Origin of the sequence: Streptomyces sp. NPDC050161, assembly GCF_044460025.1 — a bacterium.
Lineage (GTDB): Bacteria > Actinomycetota > Actinomycetes > Streptomycetales > Streptomycetaceae > Streptomyces.
In genome coordinates, this window is the sequence record NZ_JBITJM010000023.1 from 1 (window position 1) to 20,992 (window position 20,992).

Below are 20,992 nucleotides of genomic sequence, written 5' to 3' on the forward strand. Positions count from 1 at the left end.
GTCACCGTCCTCGGACACCCCACGTACTACCCGCGCTTCGGCTTCACCCGCGCCTCAACCCACGGCATCGGCCTGACCATCGACGTCCCGGACGAGGCCATGATGGCCCTCACCCTCGACGAGACCCACCCGCTGCCCAGCGGCACCGTCCACTACGCAGCACCCTTCGGGATCTAAGCCCGACCCTGCCGTGCGAGGGGGCCGGTTCCCCTCGCACGGCCAAGGCATCCCTGCCGCAGCGGCCTCCGGCGTCCAGCGCGAAATATTCGTTGGCACGCGCCGCAGGGCCGTGGTTACGCTGGGAGCCGCATTGTTGATCACTTACCGGGCCATGGGGCCCTCAGGAAGGGTGCTTGATGCCCCGGACCGCGCCGAGCGCGCCTCGCCGTACCGCGTAACCGTCCGTCTCTCCTGCCGCCGTTCATCTCGCGCGGCGACCGGACGTGAGTTTCCGGTGCCCTGAACCGCCCGCACCACCCGGCCACACCTGTCCGCTGTCTGTCCATGACAGCTGCGACAGGGGCGCCGTGTAGTGGCGTGCCCGTTTTCGTCGAGGCCGCTCGGCCTGCTCTTGCTGCCAGTTACCCCTTTTCTCAGCAAGGAGCACCCGGGTGTCCAGCAATTCCAGCAACACCGGCGCTCGCCAGAGCGACGTCCACAACACCCTCACCGTCAACACCTTCACCTGCGTGTGGTGCGGACTGACCGTGTCCGCCACAACGGGCGACGGCACCCGCCGCAACCACTGCCCGTCGTGCCTGCACTCCCAGCACGTCACCGACCACGTCGAGGGCGGCCCGAGCCAGTGCCACGGGCGGATGTCCCCCATCGCCATCGCCGTGCTGCGCACCGGCGACTGGATGGTCATCCACCGCTGCGTCCGCTGCGACGAGCTCACCTCGAACCCCGTCTGCGCGGACGACAACCAACTCATCCTGATGCGCATGGCCGTACGGCCGCTCGCCCAACCGCCGTTCCCGCTCGAAGCGTTCGGCACTCTGTGACGTGGGCCGAGAGGAAGGAGACGACCATGCCACGACGCAACAACGCCAACAGACGGACCGCATCGCCTCGTCGTTCGCAGCGGCACAAGGACGTCCTGCACAGCCAGGGCGGCCACCGCGCCCACGACTTCCGGTGCGTCGGCTGCCGACTCGACGTGCCCCTGGACGCTCCGGGCACCGGACACCGCAACCACTGCCCGAACTGCCTGGCCAGCCTGCACGTCGACCACCGCATCCCCGGCGACCGCGCTTCCCCCTGCCGCGGCCGTATGGAGGCACTCACCATGTCGGCCCGCCCGGACGGCGAGTGGATGCTCATCCACGAGTGCCTGACCTGCGGCGAACTCAGCGCCAACCGCGTCGCCGGCGACGACAACGCCCTGATCCTCGTACGCCTGGTACTCAAACCGCTACAGGACACCAGCGTCGCCAGCCGCACGCTGCTCACCCTGTGACGGCGACTCGGTAGTAGCCAGGGCACAGCACCGGGCCTCCCGCCGCGGCAAGGTAGTGCTCGTGGAAATCCTTGGAGCAGTGCCGGCCCGGCGGAACCGCTCGCGGTCGTCCGTCCAGGAGGTGGGCAAACAACGCTGCAGCACAGGGGCCTGTCCGGCCGATCAGGTCCGGGCAGGCCCCTGGATGACGGGGACGGGCTCACCGTTCCCCGAGTGGATCAAATACCGAAAGCGACGCACTCATAGGCGACCCAACCATCCTGACCGTTGATCTTGACGGTCCCCCACCTACTGCTCTTCCCACCGCAGTCGTTGTACTGCTGGCCCGTGATCACCGACAGTGCAGAGCCACGCAGATTTGTCGAGGTCGTCCAGATGGTGACGGCGGGCAGGGCCGGTGGCTCGCGATCGTGTGATCAGGGATCTCCGGCTCTCAGCTGCCGCGGCGTACCCGGGCCGCCTTGCGGGCCTCGGCGAGCTTGCGGGCCTCGTTGGCCTTGCGGGACTTGCCGCCGGTGCCGCGGGAGGTGTCCTTGCTGGTGCCCAGGCCGCGGAAGGGGGTGTTGGTGTTCTTGGCCCGGGGTGCGGCGGGCCCACCGTCGAGCGGGGTGCCGGAGGGGGCCTTGGCCCCGGTGATCCGGCTCAGTTCCGCCTCACCGGAGCGCACCTTGGTGGTCGTCGGCTGGATGCCGGCCTCGGCCATCAGGCGGCTCATCTCGCTGCGCTGGCGTGAGAGGACCAGCGTGACGACGCGGCCGGACTCGCCGGCCCGCGCGGTGCGGCCCGCGCGGTGCACATAGTCCTTGGGGTCGGTGGGCGGGTCGACGTTGACCACGAGATCGAGGTCGTCGATGTGCAGGCCACGGGCGGCGACGTTGGTCGCCACCAGGACGGTGATCTGTCCGTTCTTGAACTGCGCGAGGGTCCGGGTGCGCTGCGGCTGGGATTTCCCGCTGTGCAGGGCCGCGGCATGCACCCCGCTGGCCCGCAGGTGCCGGGTGAGCTGGTCGACCGCGTGCTTGGTGTCCAGGAACAGCAGTACGCGGCCGTCGCGGGCGGCGATCTCCGTGGCGACGGCATACCGGTCGGGTCCATGGACGACCAGCACATGGTGGTCCATGGTCGTGACCGCGCCCGCGGACGGGTCGACCGAGTGGACGACGGGGTCGTGGAGGTAGCCCCGGACCAGCTGGTCGACGCCGCGGTCCAGGGTGGCGGAGAACAGCATCCGCTGGCCGTCGCGGTGCACCTGGTCGAGCGCCTCGGTGACTTGCGGCAAGAAACCCATGTCACACATCTGGTCAGCCTCGTCGAGGACGGTGATCCGTACCCGTCCCAGGCGGCAGGCCCCGCGCTCGATGAGGTCGTGCAGGCGGCCAGGGGTGGCGACGACGACCTCGGCTCCGTCGCGCAGCGCAGCGGCCTGCCGGCCGATCGACATGCCGCCGACGACCGCGGCCATCCGCAGCCGGAGCGCGTCGGCGTACGGCGCGAGTGCTTCGGTGACCTGCTGGGCCAGCTCCCGGGTAGGCACCAGGACCAGGGCGAGGGGCTGCTTCGGCTCCGCTCGCCGCCCGGCCGTCCGTGCCAGCAGCGGCAGGCCGAAGGCGAGCGTCTTGCCCGATCCGGTGCGCCCGCGCCCCAGGACGTCGCGTCCCGCGAGGGCGTTGGGCAGGGTGGCCGCCTGGATCGGGAAGGGCTCACGCACGCCGCGCTCGGTGAGTGTCCGCAGCATCTCGGCCGGCAGTTCCAGGTCGGCGAAGGAGGCGACCGGGGACACCGTCGGGGTGGGGGTCACTGGCCGGGCGAGGTCGCCGTGCGAGGTGCCGAGACAGTCCGGGTGGTTCATGAAGAGCCTTCCGCATGGGGAACGTACCGAGGAAGGCCCGGCAGGAATCGAGCAGACGATGAGCAAGGGGAACCGGACGGGCAGAATTGCCAGCCGTCACGGCCGTCCAAACGTTTGAGGGTAACACAAAGTGACAGCGCGCCCGGCGCTGTGGTGCTGATCGCTCCGCCTGTGACGGTGACGGTGACGGTGACGCGACACAGGCGTCCTTCCTCTGGAGATGTGCGTCTACGAGCGGTCCAAGGGGATCCCATCCCACCGCTATCCCTTCCCGCCTTTGCGTACGGCCTGCGGCAGTTGGGGGTGGCCACGGCGCCGGGCGAAGGCCGGGGCGTGCTCCGGGCGTGGGCCCAACGCGACCAGGCGGGACGGGAGTTGGCGGAATCCGGGGAGGTACCGGGTGGCCAGGACCACCGAGGTGGGTGGGCCGACTCGGCGGCCGGTGAGGACCGGGGCGAAGAGCCCGTCGTGCAGCATCAGTTGCATGCGCTGCAGGATCACCGTGGGGCGCCACCGTCGCCGTTGGACCTTGGCCAGGTCGGCGGTGGTCAGCCGGCCCCGGCGCAGTGGTTCGGCGAGCAGCGTGGCCGCCGCGACCGCGTCCTGGACGGCGAGGTTGATCCCCACTCCGCCGGCCGGGGACATCGCGTGGGCGGCGTCGCCGATGAACAGGAGGCCGTCGGCGTACCAGTGCGGGAGCCGGTTGAGCCGGACGTCGAGCAGGTGGACGTCGTCCATGCTCGGCAGTTGGCCGACCCGGTCCGCGTACCGCGGCATCAGGTCGGCGATCCGCGCCCGGAAGCGTTCGATGCCTTCGGTGCGCAGACGGGTGTCGGAGCCCTTCGTGGTGAAGTAGGCGATCTGGAAGTAGTCGTTCCTGGTGATGCTCAGCGCGAACTCGCCGGCCTGGAATGCGGGGACCAGCTGGGGCTCTTGGGTCTGCTCCGCGACGTGCCTGGGCAGCCGGAACCACCAGGTGTCGAACGGGACCGGGAACTCCCGGGGCACCAGGCCGGCGTCCTGGCGCAGCGCTGAGTGGCGGCCGTCGGCCGCAACGGTAAGGGTGGCGCGGATCTCGCCTTCCTCGCCGTCCCGGGTGCGGTAGCGGACGCCGACGGTCTTGCCGCCCTCCCGGATCAGCCCGGTCGCGGCGGTGTTCATCCGCAGGGTGAACGACGGCTCCTGCCGGGCCTCTTGGGCGAGCAGGTTGAGCAGGTCCCACTGCGGGATCATCGCGATGTAGTTGTACGGCGCGGGCAGGGCTCCGAAGTCGGTCAGCCGTATCCGGCCGCCGTCCGATGTGGGTACCTCCATGTTGCCGAGCCTGCTCTGTGGCAGCGCGGCGAACTTCCGGCCCAGGCCCAGCTCGTCCATCAGGCGCACGGTGGACGCGTGGACGGTGTCGCCGCGGAAGTCGCGCAGGAAGTCGCCGTGCTTCTCCAGCACGGTCACTTCGATTCCGGCCCGCGCCAGCAGCAGGCCCAGCATCATGCCGGCCGGTCCACCTCCGGAGATGACGACGCTCATGGCGCTCTCCCTCGTCCCGGTTGGAACTCTCATATACAGAGTCTTTGGAACGGTCTCAGGTGTCAAGTCGTATCATGTTTCACATGCGGGAACACGAGCAGATGCGCGATCTGGTGGCCGCCGCCCTGGCGGCAGCGAGGGAACGGGGCCGAGACGTCGCGGACGTCCCGCTGACGGCGATCGCCACGGCGGCCGGTGTCTCCCGCAGCACACTGCTGCGCCGGCTGGGCGGTTCCCGGGGCCCGCTGGACGAGGCGGTCCGGCGGGCTGGTGTCGACCCCGGCGGCCGGCGGCCGGTCCGCGAGCGTGCGATCGAGGCGGCGGCGCAGCTCGTCGCCGAGCGGGGCCTCGGCGCGATGACCCTGGACGCCGTCGCAGAGCGGGCCGCGTGCTCACTTCCCAGCCTGCACACGGTCTTCGACGGCCGGGACGGCCTGCTCGGCGCCGTCTACGAACGCTACGGCCCACTGCCCGACCTGGAGGCCCTGGCCGCCGACCCGCCGGAGCGCCTGGAGGACACCGTGCAGGGGCTCTACCGGGCCGTGATCACGGCGTTCAATCGCGAGCCGCGCGTGCTCCCGGCGATCTTCGCGGACCTCTTCAGCCGACCGGACGGGCCCGCCGCGCGAGCGATGCGGGCATACGTCCCGCGCCTGCTCGACAGCCTCGCCCGGCTCCTGCTGCCGCACGTGGAGGCGGGCCGGATGCGACCACTGCCGCTCCCGGTCCTGGTCCAGCTCCTGCTGGGCCCGATGGTCACCCACCTCCTCCTGCGGCCCGTCCTCGAACCCGTGCGGGGCGCTGAGCTCCCACCCGTGAACGAGGTCTGCGAACTCTTCACCGAGGCATACCTGCGCGCGGTCACGCGGCCGGAATAACGGGGCCGCCCTCTGCCACGTCGTGTGGCCGCGCCGCCTCCCCCGGCGCCGGCATCGCTCACCGCGGCGCGGCGTTCACCAGCACCCTCCTCGTTTGCGCGTCGACACGGCCCGTCACATGCTGGAACAAGGGGAAGAAGATGTGCGGCCTGTCGTCAGCGCCGGTCAGTGGTGTTCCCGCCGGGCCTTCGGCCGGCGGCATCCGCTCGTGGCGCCGCCGCACCGGCAGTTGCGCGGTCGTGGCCTTCGCGCCCCACGCTCCGTCCCAGGCATGGCCTCCTCGCCTTTCGCCCGAGGTTTTCCCGTCAACGGCGCCCTGAAGCTGAGGAGGCCACCGTGACGACTCAGCAGCGCGATGACTCCACGCGGTCCGGACAGACGACCGCGGTCCGGTTGATCTTCGCGTACGAGGGGACGGACATCCGTCCGTTCTCCAGTCAGCGGATCGAGAAGACGCCTCCTCCCGGTGGCCCACTGGGAGCGCGCCGGGATGCCGACGGCCAGGGCTTGTGGGTCGAGGTCCGGGACGCGGAGCGGCAACCGCTGTACCGGCGCGGACTGCGTGATCCCGTGCCCCAGGACGTGGAGGCGTTCTCCCATGCCCCTGAACGTCCCTTCATCCGGGTTCCGTTGGAGCGCCCGCGGGGGGCCTTCGCCGTGGTGGTTCCCGACATCGAGGAGGCCGATCATGCCGCGCTGCTGAGCGGCGCGCCGGGCCTCGGGCAGGCCGCCACAGCCACGGTGACGGAGGTGGCGCGTTTCCCGCTCCGTCCGGAGACCGGCCACCTGGCCGCCGCGCTCGGGGCCGCGGACGGGCGGGTCGTCGGCACGACCAAAATCGTCGACAGCGGGCCCTCGTCGTCCCGCTGGAATCTGGTGATCATGGGGGACGGGTACCAGGAGAACCAGCTCAGAGGGTTTGCCGAAGACGCCGAGCGGGTCGTCGCCGCACTGTTCGCCACGCCGCCGTTCGACGAACTGCGGGACACGATCAACGTGTACATGGTCGAGGTCATCTCGACGGACAGCGGCGCCGCCGACGCCTGTAACCCCTCCAGGACGCCACCGCGGACCTACTTCGACGCGACGTTCTGCGTCGACGGGATTCCGCAGACCCTGTTGGTCGACGAGGGCCTCGCCCTCACCGTGGCCGGGCAGCAGGTTCCCGGGTGGGACGCGGTGCTGATCGCTGTCAACCACGGCAGCCTGGACGGCGGTACGGCGACGGAATCCCTCGGGACCTTTTCGCTCTTCGGAAACTTCCCCGACGTCGCACTGCACGAGCTGGGCCACCTCGGGTTCGGACTCGCGGACGAATACGACTGCTCGATCGCGTACAGCGACAGGGACCGCGACAAGCCGCTCCCCCAAACCGAGCCGTCCGAGCCCAACGCGACCCTCGACGCCAACCGCGGCACCAACAAGTGGCGGGACCTGATCGCGCCGGACACGCCCCTGCCGACGGCGGTGAACCAGGACTGCGCCTCGTGCGCACCCCAGCACAATCCGGTCAGTCCGGGCACCGTCGGCGCCTTCATGGGCGGCCACACCCACTACTGCGGGGTGTACCGCCCGCAGTGGACCTGCATGATGCGGACGCTCGGCGACCCGTACTGCGCGGTCTGCCAACGCCGCATCCGGCACACTCTGGAGCCCTACCGCCACATCGACGTCAACCGGGTGGCGACGGTGTCCCGCGCGTCCGGGAATCTGGATGTCTTCTGGGCGAACACCGACGGGCGCGTCTGGACCCACTGGTGGAACCGCGACTCCGGTGGAGGCTGGTACGAGCACCAGAGGTTCCCCACCCGTCAGAACCGGCGGGAATCGGCGGCCCATGACACCGCGATCGCCGCCGTGGCCCGTACCTCGGGTCACCTGGACCTGTTCTGGGCGGGTTCCGACGGCAGGATCTGGAGCCACTGGTGGGACCACGGGTCGGGCAAGGGCTGGTACAACCACGACCCCTTCCCCATCGCCCTGGAGTTCACCACGCCGCCCGATCCCACGGACGCCATCTCGCCCACACCCGGCGGCGGCATCGCCGCGGTGGCGCGTACCTCGGGACATCTGGACGTGTTCTGGGTGGGCACCGACGGCAGGGTCTGGGGCAACTGGTGGGACGAGGAGTCGGGCGGCAGCTGGTACGACCACAGGGCCTTTCCCCTGGTGCGGGGGTACCTGAGTCTGGCCGCGCAGCGGAGTGGTCTTGCCGCGGTGGCCCGTACGTCCGGCCACCTGGACGTGTTCTGGGTGGGGGTGGACGGCGCGATCTGGTCCAACTGGTACGACCAGATCGACGGGATGGGCTGGTACGACCACGATGCCTTCCCGATCGCCCTGGAGTGGCCCGTCAAGGCGGTAGCGGACACGCGAATCGCCGCGGTGGCCCGCACATCCGGCCACCTCGACGTGTTCTGGGTCGGCGCGGACGGCGCGATCTGGTCCACCTGGTACGACCAGAACGACGGCGGCAGCTGGTACGAACACCAGCCCTTCCCGATCGCCCCGGAGTGGCCCGTCAAGGCGGCGGCGGACACGGGAATCGCCGCGGTGGCGCAGAACCCGCGTCATCTGGACGTCTTCTGGGCGGGCGACGACGGGGCGGTCTGGTCCACCTGGTGGGATCAGGAGTCGGGTCAGAACTGGTACGACCACAAGACCTTCTCCCTGTGGGGGATGGACCAGCGGGCGAACACCCTCCGGGTCCAAGCCGCGGAGCTGTCGGCCGCCGGCCGGCACACCGAGGCGGTCGAGGTGCAGCAACAGGCCCGCGCCGCCTACCAGGACCTCACCGAGCAGTCCGAGTCGTTCCGGCGCAGCCTCGCCCAGACGCTGGTGATGCTGGGCGTATACCTGGCGAGAGCCAAGCGGTTCGACGAGGCGGTCGAGGCCGGCCGACAGGGCGTGGCCGAGTACCGCACGGCGCAGGACGCCGAGCAGGTGGCCTGGGCGCTGGGCAATCTCGCAGGGGTTCACGACCAGGCGGGCCGGTTCGCGGAAGCGGTGGAAACACAGCGGGAAGCGGCCGATGCCTATCGGGCACTGGCCGCCGAAAGGCCCGCCTTCCGCAGCCTGCTGGCGAAAACGCTGGTGTTCCTGAGCAACTACCTGCTCCACGCGAGACGGGCCGCCGACGCGGTGCCGGCCGCGAACGAGGCGGTGGCCGGCTTCCGCGAACTGGCCGACCGCCCCAACCTGGCCTGGGCGCTGGGCAACCTCGCCGCCACCCTCCAGGCCGCCGGCCGGCCGGGCGAGGGTGCCGACGCCTGGGGTGAGGCGCGCACCATCTACCAGGAGCTCGCGGGAACGGACCCGGCCTACCGGCCGCTTCTCGCGCAGAGCGCCTACCGCCATGCCGCGCTGCTGGTCGCGGCCGGACACCGCGCCGAGGCCAGGGAGCCGGCCGAGCAGGCGGTGACGCTGTACCGGGAACTGGCCGATGCCCACCCGGGCCGGTACGTCACGGAACTGGAGGCCGCGGTGAAGCTCCGCGATTCCCTGGCGTCCTGAGTGCGCCCGCCGGGGATCACGGGGCAGCCCTGAAGGGATGACCGACGAAGACCCGGGCGCGACCCGTCAGCGGCACCGGCGGGCGTTGAGCCGGGCGGCCTGGCGCGTCAGATGGTCGCGTTCGACGAGGTTGGGTGCCTTGTGGGCCGCCTCGGCGTAGAGCCGTGCCGCCGTCGTCAGGTCGCCGTCGCGTTCGTGGAGGTACGCGGCCACCGCCGCGTGGCGGGGCAGCGCGACGTCCAGTTCGGCGAGCGCCGACAGGCCGGCGCGTGGTCCGTCGGCCTCGCCGACGGCGACCGCGCGGTTGAGCCGGACGACCGGGCTGTCGGTCAGGCGCGTGAGCTCGTCGGCGGCGGGCGGTGTCCGCCCTGGTCGCGTCGAGGAACTTGCGCCAGGCCACGGTGACCAGCCAGCCCTTCGGATCCCGAATGGGGTCTCCCCCGTTCGAGCACGGCCGAGAGCTTGGGGAAGGGTCGGCCGGCCAGACGCGGACCGCCTCGACGAGCGCGCCCTGCACGGCGTCCTCGGCCGCCGCGAAATCGGCTCCGCGGCGGACGAGGACGGCGAGCACACTCGGCGTGAGGCTCCTCAGCAGGGCCTCGTTCATCGGTGTCACCTAAGAGGTCACTCCGTGATGGTGGGCGGTGCGGTCAGGAACGGGCGCAGCTCCAGCCACTCGTGGATCGGCTTGCCGCCCGCACCGGGGGCGGCCGACAGCTCACCGGCCAGCTCAACGGCGCGCTCGTAGCTGTCGACGTCGATCACCATCCAGCCGGCGATGAGGTCCTTCGTCTCGGCGAACGGACCGTCGGTGACCGGCGGGCGCCCCTCACCGTCGTAGCGGACCCACGTCCCCTCGGGGGCGAGCGCCTGACCTTCGACGAACTCGCCGGTCTTCTCCAGCCGGGCCGCGAAGTCGTTCATGTACTGCATGTGGGCCGAGATCTCCTCCGGCGTCCACCGCTCCATCGGCACGTCGTTGACCGCCGTCGGCGCGCCGCGGTAGTGCTTGAGCATCAAGTACTTGGCCATCGTGTTTCTCCTCGGTGCTGGTGCGCCCCATTGTGGTCGCGTTCACTGCGGGGACGGAGCCGGACGCGGGTTCTCGACATCGCCGTCCGAATTCTTTGACTCTCGTCGTGGGCACAAGGGCCACCACCCGCTCCACCGGATCCGCCGCACCCTGCTCGCCCGTCTCCAGCCCGTCGCCGACCGGCAACGCGCGCGCCTGGGCAAGTGGCTCCCGCTCGGCGACCCGGACCAAGTCTCGATGGCGCGGTGGCCTTCCTCGGCTCCGCTGACAGCATCCGCGGTTGATGGCTCCACTACGCCCCATACACCCCACGCCACGACCAACTCGACGAACCCCAGCGCGCCCTCACCCTGATCGCACCCTGCACCTGCGGCACGTACCTCCACGCGGGGATCCCCGACGAGGACACGCTGCGCACGATGCTGGACGAACTCGCCACCACCCCCGGAGCCCCCGTCGCATGCAACCATCAGCTCCGCCGGCTACGCCGACCGGACGCACGACAGCTTCGAGCCGTCGGCACAGCGCCTACACCTGCGCCGACCTACCGCCCGCTCGTTCCGCCGGCAAGTGCGGCCGACTTCCCACCCCGAAAGGACCCCCATGACCGACCACTTCGCCCGCTGGGGCGCCCTGCCCCCCGACCGCTACATGACCCGCACCCAGCTCGCCGACCTCGACCAGCCCCGCGAGCCCGGCGGTCCCGTCAGGGCCACCGTCGAAGGCCGCGACGGCGCCGGACGGCGCGCCACCTTCGACCTCTACCTGATCAGCGAATCCCGCCCCACCCGCGCCGGCGCCGCCCAACTCGCCTCGGACGCCGCCCGCCGCGCCACCGGCACCCGCGTGTGCGAGCAGTGCGGGGCTCGCCCTGATCTGCCGTGCACCCGCGTTGGCGACTGGCTGCTGTGCCGCACCTGCGCCCACATCGACATGCTGCGCGCCCGCCAGAAGCAGGCCGCCGAAGCACGTACGCGTGCCACCGCGTACGCCGCCGAGCTGCTGGCCGACGAGCGCCTCGCGGTGCTGCACGTCGGCTACACGGACCACGGCGCCACCCCGGCCGACACCCTCAGCGGCCCCTCAACCGCCCACCTCACCGCCCTCGACGCCGACAGCCAGGTCCTGCTCGACCTCCAGATGCGGCTGGTGCCACCCCGCTCGACGGACATCCCCGACGGCGCCATCGACCCGGCCACCGCCACCGAGCAGATCCGCCTCGCGTTCACCGGGCGCCTCATGCTCGTCTGGGCCGCCGACAGCCTCGGTGACCTGAGCCGGAGCCCGGCCCTCGACAACGTGACCTGGCCCTTCCCCACCGGCTACGGCCGCCGCCATGAACTCTGCCACCTGGCCACGGACTGGCGCGGCGACCTCGACCCGAAGACCGGCCAGCCCCGCCCCGCCATACCGCCGGGCCGCGCCGACCGGATGCTTCATCTCCTCCAGCGGATCGCCGGCACCGCCGACCACTACCTCGGCCAGGCCCCTCCCGCCAACCGGAAGTGACCACCTCGCCTCCGTATGGGGTGAGAACGAACGCGACGGGGCACCCGTGGTCGCCACTGTGCCCGTGAGCCCGCCCTCATCTGCGGAAATATGTACGACGGGGCCCTGCCCGCGGGAGATACTTCGCGGGCAGGCCGTGACGCGATGCGAGATGCGAACCGACGACCGGCCGCATTTCCTCAGCATCGCCGCAGCCAACACGTACTGCTTCCCGCTACTACCCCGGAGCCCGAATGTCCCTGCCCCGCCCGGACAAGCCCGACTACACCATGGTGTTCGTGGAACCCGTATACGCCGGGCACGAGCCGTACACCGGCGCTGAACACGACGACGAAGAGCCCGGAACCCTGCCTGCCACCCGAGGCCCGGCAGGCGCGGGCGCGCAACTTCACTGACGGGCTCACGCTGTTTGCTCGTGCTGCGGTGCGGAGAGGGTGACGACCAGTCCTGTGGGGCTGTTGTGAGTGAACTCCAGGGATCCGCGGACCGATTGGAGCAGGCTTCGCGCGATGGAGAGGCCGAGCCCCGTCCCCTCGACGTCCGTGTGGCGCGGGCTGCGCCAGAAACGGTCGCTCACCCGGCCCATCTCCTCATCGGTCAGCCCGGTCCCGGTGTCCGCCACATGCACTGCGGCGCCATCGGGCCGGGGCGCGGTCACGACCGTCACCTCATCGCCGGCCAGGGTGAACTTCAGGGCGTTGCCGAGCACGGCGTCCAGTGCACTGGCGAAGGTGACGGGGTCCGTCCAGGCGAACAACTGGGGCGGTCCCTCCCACCGCAGCGCCACCTCGCGCTGTTCGGCGGTGGGCAGCCACGCGGTCACTCTGTCCTGCGCCAGCCTGGTCAGGTCCGTCCGCTCGGCCTGGACCGCTGCGTGCTCAGCCAGCACCAGGTCCAATAGTTCACCGAGCACCGTTGTCAGCCGGTGTCCCTCCGCCCGGACACCGGCGACGTCTTCATTCCCGTCGGGCAGTTCCAGGGCGAGCAGTTCGAGGCGCAGCAGGAGGGCAGTGAGGGGGTTCCGCAGTTGGTGGGTGGCATCGACGACGAACGCGCGATGCTGCTCCAGTAGCAGTGCGGTTTCCTCGGCCTTCCGCTCGTATGCGCGGGCGCGGTGGGAGTGGGAGTGGGAAGAGCCTCGTCTCCGGAGAAGGCCGAAGAGGCGGCTGGAGGCACGCTGCTGGGGGTGGGGGTGGGGTGGGTCGTTGTCCGCGTTGTCCGTGACCGCCTTGCGGACAATCCTCTCAGGTTCCTCTGCCTCCTGTTCCGGGGAGGCCGAGAGGTGCGTCAGTTCTTCGTCCTGCTCGTCCAGGGCGTCCGTGATGCGGGGGCGTACCGCCGCGTACGAGGGGTGGAGGGGGATGCCGGCCAGCTCGCCCACCGCGCGTCGGCAGGTCTCCACCGCCTGTTGTGCAGCGACGTTGATCTGCTCGGCGGACCGATTTGCTCGACGGGCGCGCCGCAAATCGCTGCCGGCATCTGCCAGGCTCTGCTCGGCTTCGTCAAGTGCCTTGTGTACTCCGGCCACGACGTCCCTGCGGGACTCGGCCAGAGCGCGGTTGTATTCCGCTGTGAGGGATTCGTGCTCGGCCTGGAGCACGGAAACCATGTTCAGCAGGACCAGTACCATCTGCTGCGATTTGTGCAGGGCCCGCTCGGTTCGCAGCTGACGTTCCCGGGCCTCGTCGAGGCGCAGGTACAGCTGGTCGCCCCGTGTGAGCCGCGGGGCTTGCGGGTGGGCTCGGGGCACACGCCCCCGCGATGCCTCCTCGGCCTCCCGCCACAGGGACCTGGCGTGCGCCAATTCCTTGTCTCTCATTCGGGGTTCCGGCACCAGCCCGGTGACCAACTGCTCCAGCAGATCGGCGGGGATGAGCTTGGCTCCGGACAAGTACTTGCTCCACGCGTCTCGGCCGGTCCCGAAACGCTCCTCCAAGCGACGCAACGTCATGCCACGGCCACGGGTGAGGCGGCGCAGCCAGGAGGCGAGTCTGTTGGCCTGCTCGGTCTCGCCCTTCAGCTCGCCGTGCTTGCGCCCCTTGTCAGGCATCGCCTTCCGCCTTTGTCCGCTGTCAACAGGGCCTTTGTCCGCACGCGAGCTGGCCCGACGCGCTTTCCTTGGACGGACAACTCCCCCCGGCCTTCAGTCTGGTGCCCTCTCGTGTCCCATGACAAAAGGTCTTCATAGCCATGTTCATGATGCCCCCTCGTGCCGTTGGCGCCCTGCAACGTGCGCTTGTCCTCGCGCTGGTCGTCCCGGCGCTGCTGCTCGTTACCCTCGCCGCTCTCCCCGCGCTCGTCGTCCTGCCGTTCAAACAGGACGGAATGGACCGGAGCATCCGCCTCATCCGTGCTCATAGCGACTATGCGCGCGTGCTCCTCAGGGGCAGTTGTGGGCGCTAGATGAGTGAGACCCCGCCAGGCAGGCCCGACTTCGGACTCACTCATCCAGCTGTGCCACTGAGCCGCGCTCGGTCAGTACGCCGTGACCCGGTCGGGCTCCGGGGCGGGTGTGTTCGTCCGGTGTTGCGGGTGGCCGGCCGTGGTGGGTCTCGGGTGGAACGGCCACCAGATGCTCCGGCCGAGGAGTGCCGCGAGGGCGGGGACCAGCACCAGGGAAAGGACGAGTGCGGAGAGCATGATGCCGAGCGTCATTGCGAAGGCGATTTGATCGTTTCCCGGGGTCGTGGCGAGCGTGGCGAAGGAGCCGGCAAGGACGAGACCGGCCGTTGCGATGGCCGGTGTCGTGTGCCGTACCGCGCGGGAGACGGCGGCGCGGGCCGGGCCCGGTCGGTGCATCTCCTCCCGGATGCGGTCGGCGATCAGGATGTTGTAGTCGGTGCCCAGTGCCACGACGAACAGGAACAGCACCAGGGGGAGGGTGAAGTTGACGCCCGGCTTGCCGAGGCCGTGCTGGAACAGCAGCGTGGCGGCGCCGAGGGTGGCGGCGAAGCCGAGCCCGACGGAGAGCATCAGGACGACCGGTGCGAGCAGGCTGCGCAGGAGCAGCAGGAGGATCAGCGCGATCAGCGCTGCCGCGACCGGGAACACGGTCTTCAGGTCGTGGTCGACGGCGGTGGAGATGTCGGCGAAGATCGCCGCCGTTCCGCCCACGTGTGCCGTCGTCCCGGCGGGTGCGTGCTGGGCGACCGTGTCCCGGATCGGTCCTGAGGCCAGGTCGCGGGCCTGTTGGCTCTGCGGGGACGCGGTGGGGTAGAGGTCGATCCGGGCGGCACGGTGGTCCTTGTCGAGGGTGGTCTGCCCTACCTTGCCCACGCCTTTGACCTGGGTGAGCGCGTGGGAAAGTCCGTCGAGTCGGGCGGTGGTGAGGGTGCCGCCGTCCTTGGCGGTGACGAAGACGCTCGTCGGGTCCGACACTCCGGCCGGCAGCGTGCGGGAGATCTCGGCCGCGGTGGCCGCGGCGGGGGTCAGGTCGCCGGAATCGCTCCGGCCGTAGTCCATGCGGATGCCCGTCAGTCCGGCGGCCAGCGCGGCGAGCAGGGCGACGGAGGCCGTCAGCATCATCAGCGGTCGTCGGGTGACCAGCGCGCCGAAGCGGGCGGCACGGCCCTCGCTCGGCTCGTGGTGAAGGGATGCGGAGGGCCAGAACATCTTGCGTCCGGCGGCTGCGAGCAGCGCCGGCAGCAGGGTGAGGCTGCCGAGCAGCATCACCAGGACCGCGACGGCGATCGCGGGGCCCAGCGAGCGGAACTGCCCGAACGTCGCCAGGCCCAGCGTGGCGAACGCGGCCACGATGGTCAGCGCCGCCGAGGTGATCGCGGTGCCCACCCGTCCGGAGATCTGCTCGGCGGCTTCGCGGGCGGGCTGCTCGGGCCGGTTGCGCAGTTGCTCGCGGAAGCGGAACAGCAGGAACAGCAAGTAGTCGATGCCGATGCCGAGCAGGACCACGCTGATCAGGTTCGGGGTGCTCGCGTCGAGCTTGCGCCCGGTCAGCAGCGCGGCACCCGCGACGGCGCCCACCGCCACGCCGCCGATCATGGCGACCGCGAGCAGCGGTAGCAGGGCCGCCAACGCGCTGCGGAACACCAGCACGTTGAGCAGGACGATGAAGCCCATGACGAGGGCGCCCCCGACCGTCGCGGCGGTCTCGTGGGCATCGGTGGTGTCGACGGTGTCGGCGAGATCCCCGGTGAAGCCGGTGCGCATCCCCGCCTCGGCGAACTGCGTCCGGGTGGCGTCCCGGAAGGTCCGGTAGACGCCTTGGACCCCCTTGTCCGACGGGTTCCCGAGCAGTTGGACGGAGAGCAGCTCGAAACTCCGGTCGGGGGCCGTCATCGCCGGGGCGATCCGGGGCGTCTGGGAGCGGTCCGGGACCAGGAACGCCGGACCGTCGTCCTCCTCCCTGGGCATGATCACCCGGCGCTGGCCCAGCTTCGCCGCCTCGGCCTCGACCCGCTTCTGGTCAGCGGCGCTCAAGGCGCTGCCGTCGGACCTGGCGACCAGCACCGTCACCGTGGTGGCGTCGGGGTTCACCCCGAATCGCTCCTCGGCGATCTGCGACGCGGCGGCCGAGTCGTAGCTGCGGGGCAGGAAGTCCCCGGCCTGGTGCTGGGTGACGCGGGCGATCAATGTCGGGGCCAGGGCACTCAGTACGACACCCAGCACCGCCCAGAGGGCGATCACCTTCCACGGGTGTCTGGTGGAGTATCCGGTCAGGGCGCGGATCACGATGTCCTCCGGCGGACGGACTTGCATGCGGACGTCTGCCGGGGGCTCCCGGCCGGTCTCCAGACCATCACCGCGAGGGGCCGTCAGGCGTCGTGGCAGCGGATGATCCGGACCGGGGCCCTGGATCCCTCCCAGGTCCGCAACCAGGACCCTGGTCCTGGTCCCGACCCAGATCAGCGCCCGGAGCGGTGGCCGCGAACCGCTGCCATCGCGACCGCTGTGCCACGCTGTCCCGGGGGCCGGGAGGCCGGACACAGGGAGAACAAGACATGCTCAGGAGCCGACAGGCCGGGCCCGGCGATGCCGGGGAGCCGCTGCACATCCACGGCGCCGAGCCGCCGTGGACCCGTAACGACGCGCTCGTGACCGGCGGGGCCTGCGCGATGAACCTGCTCAGCTATGTGTTCTTCGACACCTCCGACGGCCAACACGACGTGAGCGTGGCCGGGTTCCTCCTCGTCGCGCTGGCGGCCATGCCGCTGCTCGCGCGGCGCCGCCACCCGGTGGCGACGCTCGCCGCCGCACTGGTACTCGATGCGACGGCCGCCCTGGCCGTACCGCTGCCCAGCCACTTCGGTGCCGTCCTGGTGGTCGCCGTGTACTCGGTCGCCAGGGCCTGTCCAGGTCGGGTGACGGCGGTCGCGTCCTTCGCGACGGTGGCGCTGACGCTGCTGAGCCAGTGCGGCAACCGGATTCCGCCCTGGCAGGAGGCCACTGGACCGCCCCTGTCCGCCCTGATCGTCGTCGGCACCGCCATGGCGGTCAACCGCTGGCAGCGGGAGGTGGCGGCCAACCGCAGCCTCCTCGCCGACCGTGCGGTGGCCGACGAACGCCGCCGCATCGCACGGGAGTTGCACGACATCGTGGCCCACCACATCACCACCATGCAGCTGATGGCCGGCGGAGCCCGCGCCAACCTCGCCCGCCCGGAGGTGGCCCAGGACGCCCTGGTCACCCTGGAGTCCTCCGGGCGGCTCGCGCTGCGCGAGATGCGCCAACTCCTCGACGTACTGCGGGCAGGCGACGAACCGGAGGCCGCGCCGTCGCTGCCCCAGCCCGGCGTCGACGACCTCGACCGCCTGGTGGCCGAGTCCCGCCTCGCCGGACTGCCGACCGAGTTCAGCGTCCGCGGACCGCAGCGCCCGCTGCCGCCGACCGTCGGCCTCACAGTGTTCAGGATCGTCCAGGAAGCCCTCACCAACACGCGCAAGTACGCGGGGCCCGCCCGCGCTTCGGTACAGCTGACTTACCGTCAGGAAGGGGTCACCGTCGAGGTGCGGGACGACGGCGGGGGCACACCACCGCAGGAGGCAGCGGCGGGCTCAGGCGGCTACGGCCTGATCGGCATGCGTGAGCGCGTCGCCCTGCACGGCGGCACCCTCACCGTCGGCCCGCAGGCCGACGGGGGGTTCGCCGTGACGGCCGAGCTACCGCTGACCACGGACGAGTCCGCCGAGGCGACCGTCCAACACGAGGGAGCGCACCGATGACCGGGACCGGGCCGACGCCGAGGATCAGGGTGCTCATCGTGGACGACCAGCCGCTGGTCCGGCGCGGCCTGTCGCTGATCCTCTCCCCCGACCCCTCCTTCGACGTGGTGGGCGAGGCCGAGGACGGCGCGCAGGCCGTCACCCTCGCCGGTCAACTGCGCCCCGACGTCGTGGTGATGGACATCCGGATGCCCGTCCTCGACGGAGTCGGCGCGACCGGGGAACTCGCCGCCACCCTGCCCGACTGCCGGGTCCTGGCCCTCAGCACCTTCGACCTCGACGAGTACGTCGTGGGCGCCCTGCGCGCCGGGGCCTACGGGTTCCTGCCCAAGGACAGCTCCCCGGAGGACCTGAGCGCGGCGATCCGCACCGTCCACGCCGGCGAGGCCGCCGTCGCGCCGCGCCTGCTCACCCGGCTGATCTCCACCTACGTACGGGCACCCCACGGTGCGCCGCCGGCCCCTACCGGCAGGGGTGAACTCACCCCCCGCGAGGTCGAGGTGTGGCGTCTGATGGCCACCGGCCTCGACAACACCGAGATCTCCCGCGCCCTGGAGATCAGCCTCTCCACGGTCAAGAACTACATCACCAGCATCTTCGACAAGCTCGCCGTCCGCGACCGCGCCCAGGCGGTCATCGCCGCCTACGAATCGGGCCTGGTCACCGCCCGCGCGGCAGCCGGCGATCCGCCCGGCTGCGGGCACAGCGCAACGCGGCCCTCTCGCCCCGCACCCGGAGCGTGACGGCACGGGACGAGACGCGGTCACGCGACCAGGCGCAGCCAGGCCGCCGCGAGTGCGGCGTGACCGGCCGGCGTCGGGTGCACGCCGTCCTCGGCCCAGTATTCCGGTCCGGTCGTCGCGGCGAGTTCGGCGAACATGCTGTCGGCGGGCAGCAGTTGGGCACCGTACTTGTCGGCGAGTTCCCGCACGGCCTGGATCTTCGGGTTCAGGTCGGCGCGCCATTCCTTTCGTTCTTCCCTTCCGACGAGCGCGGCACCGGCCTCGACGACACCGTGGATCGGCAGGAGGAACGGTTCGATGAGGATCAGCTCCGTGCCCGCCTCGGCGAGGGGTGCGAGCAGGCGGTCATAGCCCGCTGCGAACTCCTCCGCGGGGATCACGCGCCCCTTCGGGTCCAGCGTGTGCCAGCCCATGTCGTTGACCCCGACGAGGATCGACACCACGTCCGGGCGCGCGTCGAGTACGTCGGCCTGCCACCGGGGTTCGATGTCGCTCACCTTGTGGCCGGCGATCGCGGAGTTCAGCCAGGTCACGGGCCGGTCGGGGTGCCGGAAGCCCCACTCGCCCGCGACGCGCAGCGGGTAGCCGAACCCGAGTCCGTCCGCACTCTCCAGCCGCTGGCAGTCGGTGATCGAATCGCCGGTGAACATCACGGTGGTTCCCGGGCGGATGGTGATCGTCATCTGTGCTCCTTGATAGGTGAGTTGGGGGAAAGGGGGTTCATCGGGGAAGGGAGCGGCGGGGCTCAGGTTCCCGGATTGCCGAACCACTGGTCGGCGGCGTGCTCGAACGCTTTCCGGTCGACGTCGCGCTCGCCCGCCCAGGCGACGATGCCGTCCGGCCGGATGAGCACGGCACCCAGTCCGAGGTCGTTCTTCGCCTTCCCGGCCGCGTAGCGCAGGCGGCTCCGCCGGTCCTTCGCCGCGTCGCGCAGGCGGCGGTCGGTGCTGAAATCGAGCGCGACGCCTCGTCCGTCCTGCAACAACTCGCCGAGGCGAGTGCCGTCTTCGAGACGGAGGTCCGGGGCGTTGCGGCCGACCAGCGGCTGCTCGCTGCCGAGGTCGTAGCGGATCGACGCTCCCGACGTCCGCTCGAACACGTAGGTCGTTCCGTCACGGGTTCCGAGCAGGTCGCGCACCACTCCCTGGATCGCCTGGCCGTGCGGGTCCGGTCGCATGGCCGCCACCTGGGCGCGCGACCAGTCGAGCACCCCGGCGCCGACCGGATGCCGCTCGCGGGTGTAGGTGTCGAGCAGCCCCTCCGGCGCGTGCCCGTGCACGGTCGCGGCGAGCTTCCACCCCAGGTTCATGGCGTCGCCGATGCCGAGGTTGAGTCCCTGTCCGCCGAGGGGTGAGTGGATGTGCGCGGCGTCGCCAGCGAGCAGGACGCGCCCGAGCCAGTAGGTCGTCGTCTGCATCGCCCGGTCGGTGAAGGTCGAGGCGAGTTGGACGTCGCTCAGCGTCACGTCGGTGCCGGACACGCGGCGCAGCACCGCCTGGAGGTGGTCGAGGGTCGGCTGCCGCGAGCGGTCGAACGCGCCGCCGTCGAAGTCCATCACGCCGATGTGCCCCTCGGTGGGCATCCGGAGGTACATGCCCGTCGGCGTCAGGTTGATCCCGGGGCTCAGCTCGTCGGGATCGGCGGCCGTTGCGAGCATGACGTAGCCGGTGAACTGCGGTTCGGTGCCGACGAATGCGAAGCCCGCGAGCCCGCGGACCGTGCTGCGTCCGCCGTCGCAGCCGACGAGCCAGCGCGCCGCGTACGCGTGCTCGCCTGCGTGCGCGACCACACCCTCGTCGTCCTGCGCGACGGCGGAGACCGTGACGCCGCGCCTGATCTCCACGCCGAGCCGGGAAGCCCGCTCGGACAGCACCGACTCGACCGCTTCGAGGTGCGTCAGCACGCCGTCCATCGCCGGTCCTGGAAGCCGGAACGGCAGGGCGGCGAGGTCGACCTTGGCCGGATCGAGCACCATGCCGGCGAAGTGGCCCACGCCGCGAGGAGGTGACGGCTCGTCCGCGTCGGGGTCCTGGCCGGGATCGTCGGGGACGCCCGATGCCGTCAGCAGGGGGCGCAGCATCCCGCGGCGGTAGAACGCCTCGACCGACCCGGCAGACAGGCCCCGCATCCCGAGCGGGTCCGCCCGCCACGGGGAGCCGGGCTCCGGCTCCCGTTCGAGCACCAGGACCGAGCAGCCCGCGAGGCCGAGCTCGCAGGCGAGGAACAGACCGACCGGCCCGGCGCCCACGATCACTACGTCATGCATGAGAACTCCCTTTCTGATTCCGAAACTGGTTCTTCT

The 20,992-nt window shown here is 71.0% G+C and carries 15 protein-coding genes and 2 pseudogenes; 9 read left to right on the forward strand and 8 right to left on the reverse strand.

Annotation, left to right across the window (positions count from 1 at the left end):
• The 3 genes and pseudogenes from ACIBK8_RS29370 to ACIBK8_RS29380 all read left to right on the forward strand — a co-directional run.
• A pseudogene (locus tag ACIBK8_RS29370) lies at positions 1–177 on the forward strand (GNAT family N-acetyltransferase); the annotation flags it as partial.
• A 434-nt stretch (positions 178–611) separates the two neighbouring features.
• Positions 612–1,004 (forward strand): RNHCP domain-containing protein, encoded by a 393-nt coding sequence (locus ACIBK8_RS29375; RefSeq protein ID WP_399044992.1) that lies wholly within the window; start codon positions 612–614, stop codon positions 1,002–1,004.
• Positions 1,005–1,030: 26 nt separating this feature from the next.
• Entirely contained in the window at positions 1,031–1,459 is a 429-nt protein-coding gene (locus tag ACIBK8_RS29380) for an RNHCP domain-containing protein (RefSeq protein ID WP_399044994.1), read from the forward strand.
• 433 nt (positions 1,460–1,892) lie between these two features.
• Here the strand turns inward: ACIBK8_RS29380 and ACIBK8_RS29385 are convergent, their stop codons facing one another.
• A complete protein-coding gene (locus tag ACIBK8_RS29385; protein WP_399044996.1) occupies positions 1,893–3,308 on the reverse strand; it encodes a DEAD/DEAH box helicase in 1,416 nt (471 codons plus the stop codon).
• 261 nt (positions 3,309–3,569) lie between these two features.
• Positions 3,570–4,835 (reverse strand): FAD-dependent oxidoreductase, encoded by a 1,266-nt coding sequence (locus ACIBK8_RS29390; protein ID WP_399044997.1) that lies wholly within the window; start codon positions 4,833–4,835, stop codon positions 3,570–3,572.
• Positions 4,836–4,918: 83 nt separating this feature from the next.
• Here ACIBK8_RS29390 and ACIBK8_RS29395 point away from each other — a divergent pair, with 83 nt between their 5' ends.
• Positions 4,919–5,713 (forward strand): TetR/AcrR family transcriptional regulator, encoded by a 795-nt coding sequence (locus ACIBK8_RS29395; protein WP_399044999.1) that lies wholly within the window; start codon positions 4,919–4,921, stop codon positions 5,711–5,713.
• A 336-nt stretch (positions 5,714–6,049) separates the two neighbouring features.
• The gene (locus ACIBK8_RS29400) at positions 6,050–9,226 is read left to right on the forward strand and encodes a M64 family metallopeptidase (protein WP_399045001.1); all 3,177 of its coding nucleotides are present in this window, start codon (positions 6,050–6,052) and stop codon (positions 9,224–9,226) included.
• 66 nt (positions 9,227–9,292) lie between these two features.
• Here the strand turns inward: ACIBK8_RS29400 and ACIBK8_RS29405 are convergent.
• Both ACIBK8_RS29405 and ACIBK8_RS29410 read right to left on the reverse strand, forming a co-directional pair.
• Positions 9,293–9,833: pseudogene (locus ACIBK8_RS29405) on the reverse strand (hypothetical protein).
• Positions 9,834–9,850: 17 nt separating this feature from the next.
• A complete protein-coding gene (locus ACIBK8_RS29410; RefSeq protein ID WP_399045002.1) occupies positions 9,851–10,258 on the reverse strand; it encodes a YciI family protein in 408 nt (135 codons plus the stop codon).
• Positions 10,259–10,862: 604 nt separating this feature from the next.
• On the opposite strand from ACIBK8_RS29410, the gene ACIBK8_RS29415 reads away from it, so the two are divergent.
• On the forward strand, positions 10,863–11,768 hold the full coding sequence (locus ACIBK8_RS29415) for a hypothetical protein (RefSeq protein ID WP_399045003.1): 906 nt from the start codon (positions 10,863–10,865) through the stop codon (positions 11,766–11,768).
• A gap of 233 nt (positions 11,769–12,001) precedes the next feature.
• On the forward strand, positions 12,002–12,163 hold the full coding sequence (locus tag ACIBK8_RS29420; protein ID WP_399045004.1) for a hypothetical protein: 162 nt from the start codon (positions 12,002–12,004) through the stop codon (positions 12,161–12,163).
• A gap of 5 nt (positions 12,164–12,168) precedes the next feature.
• On the opposite strand, the gene ACIBK8_RS29425 is transcribed toward ACIBK8_RS29420, so the two are convergent.
• Complete coding sequence (locus ACIBK8_RS29425; RefSeq protein ID WP_399045006.1) at positions 12,169–13,818, reverse strand: ATP-binding protein; 1,650 nt, start codon at positions 13,816–13,818, stop codon at positions 12,169–12,171.
• A 425-nt stretch (positions 13,819–14,243) separates the two neighbouring features.
• Positions 14,244–16,484, reverse strand: coding sequence for an MMPL family transporter (locus ACIBK8_RS29430; RefSeq protein WP_399045007.1), 2,241 nt, complete (start codon positions 16,482–16,484; stop codon positions 14,244–14,246).
• Between the two features lie 242 nt (positions 16,485–16,726).
• On the opposite strand from ACIBK8_RS29430, the gene ACIBK8_RS29435 reads away from it, so the two are divergent.
• Together ACIBK8_RS29435 and ACIBK8_RS29440 are read left to right on the forward strand one after the other, a co-directional pair.
• Positions 16,727–17,947 carry a sensor histidine kinase gene (locus ACIBK8_RS29435; RefSeq protein ID WP_399045009.1) on the forward strand — a complete coding sequence of 407 codons (1,221 nt, stop codon included), beginning with the start codon at positions 16,727–16,729 and terminating at the stop codon, positions 17,945–17,947.
• Entirely contained in the window at positions 17,944–18,690 is a 747-nt protein-coding gene (locus ACIBK8_RS29440; RefSeq protein ID WP_399045011.1) for a response regulator, read from the forward strand. The genes ACIBK8_RS29435 and ACIBK8_RS29440 overlap by 4 nt, the downstream gene beginning before the upstream one ends.
• Before the next feature lie 20 nt (positions 18,691–18,710).
• On the opposite strand, the gene ACIBK8_RS29445 is transcribed toward ACIBK8_RS29440, so the two are convergent.
• Positions 18,711–19,373 carry an SGNH/GDSL hydrolase family protein gene (locus ACIBK8_RS29445; protein ID WP_399045012.1) on the reverse strand — a complete coding sequence of 221 codons (663 nt, stop codon included), beginning with the start codon at positions 19,371–19,373 and terminating at the stop codon, positions 18,711–18,713.
• A 62-nt stretch (positions 19,374–19,435) separates the two neighbouring features.
• Positions 19,436–20,956 carry an FAD-dependent oxidoreductase gene (locus tag ACIBK8_RS29450; RefSeq protein WP_399045014.1) on the reverse strand — a complete coding sequence of 507 codons (1,521 nt, stop codon included), beginning with the start codon at positions 20,954–20,956 and terminating at the stop codon, positions 19,436–19,438.
• Between the last annotated feature and the right edge of the window lie 36 nt (positions 20,957–20,992).

Excerpts from the sequence above, each read along its gene's own strand:
- ACIBK8_RS29380 (WP_399044994.1), top strand. The coding sequence starts at position 1,031 with ATGCCACGACGCAACAACGCCAACAGACGGACCGCATCGCCTCGTCGT.
- ACIBK8_RS29385 (WP_399044996.1), bottom strand. The coding sequence starts at position 3,308 with ATGAACCACCCGGACTGTCTCGGCACCTCGCACGGCGACCTCGCCCGG.
- ACIBK8_RS29390 (WP_399044997.1), bottom strand. The coding sequence starts at position 4,835 with ATGAGCGTCGTCATCTCCGGAGGTGGACCGGCCGGCATGATGCTGGGC.
- ACIBK8_RS29395 (WP_399044999.1), top strand. The coding sequence starts at position 4,919 with ATGCGGGAACACGAGCAGATGCGCGATCTGGTGGCCGCCGCCCTGGCG.
- ACIBK8_RS29410 (WP_399045002.1), bottom strand. The coding sequence starts at position 10,258 with ATGGCCAAGTACTTGATGCTCAAGCACTACCGCGGCGCGCCGACGGCG.
- ACIBK8_RS29415 (WP_399045003.1), top strand. The coding sequence starts at position 10,863 with ATGACCGACCACTTCGCCCGCTGGGGCGCCCTGCCCCCCGACCGCTAC.
- ACIBK8_RS29420 (WP_399045004.1), top strand. The coding sequence starts at position 12,002 with ATGTCCCTGCCCCGCCCGGACAAGCCCGACTACACCATGGTGTTCGTG.
- ACIBK8_RS29425 (WP_399045006.1), bottom strand. The coding sequence starts at position 13,818 with ATGCCTGACAAGGGGCGCAAGCACGGCGAGCTGAAGGGCGAGACCGAG.
- ACIBK8_RS29430 (WP_399045007.1), bottom strand. The coding sequence starts at position 16,484 with ATGCAAGTCCGTCCGCCGGAGGACATCGTGATCCGCGCCCTGACCGGA.
- ACIBK8_RS29435 (WP_399045009.1), top strand. The coding sequence starts at position 16,727 with ATGCTCAGGAGCCGACAGGCCGGGCCCGGCGATGCCGGGGAGCCGCTG.
- ACIBK8_RS29440 (WP_399045011.1), top strand. The coding sequence starts at position 17,944 with ATGACCGGGACCGGGCCGACGCCGAGGATCAGGGTGCTCATCGTGGAC.
- ACIBK8_RS29445 (WP_399045012.1), bottom strand. The coding sequence starts at position 19,373 with ATGACGATCACCATCCGCCCGGGAACCACCGTGATGTTCACCGGCGAT.
- ACIBK8_RS29450 (WP_399045014.1), bottom strand. The coding sequence starts at position 20,956 with ATGCATGACGTAGTGATCGTGGGCGCCGGGCCGGTCGGTCTGTTCCTC.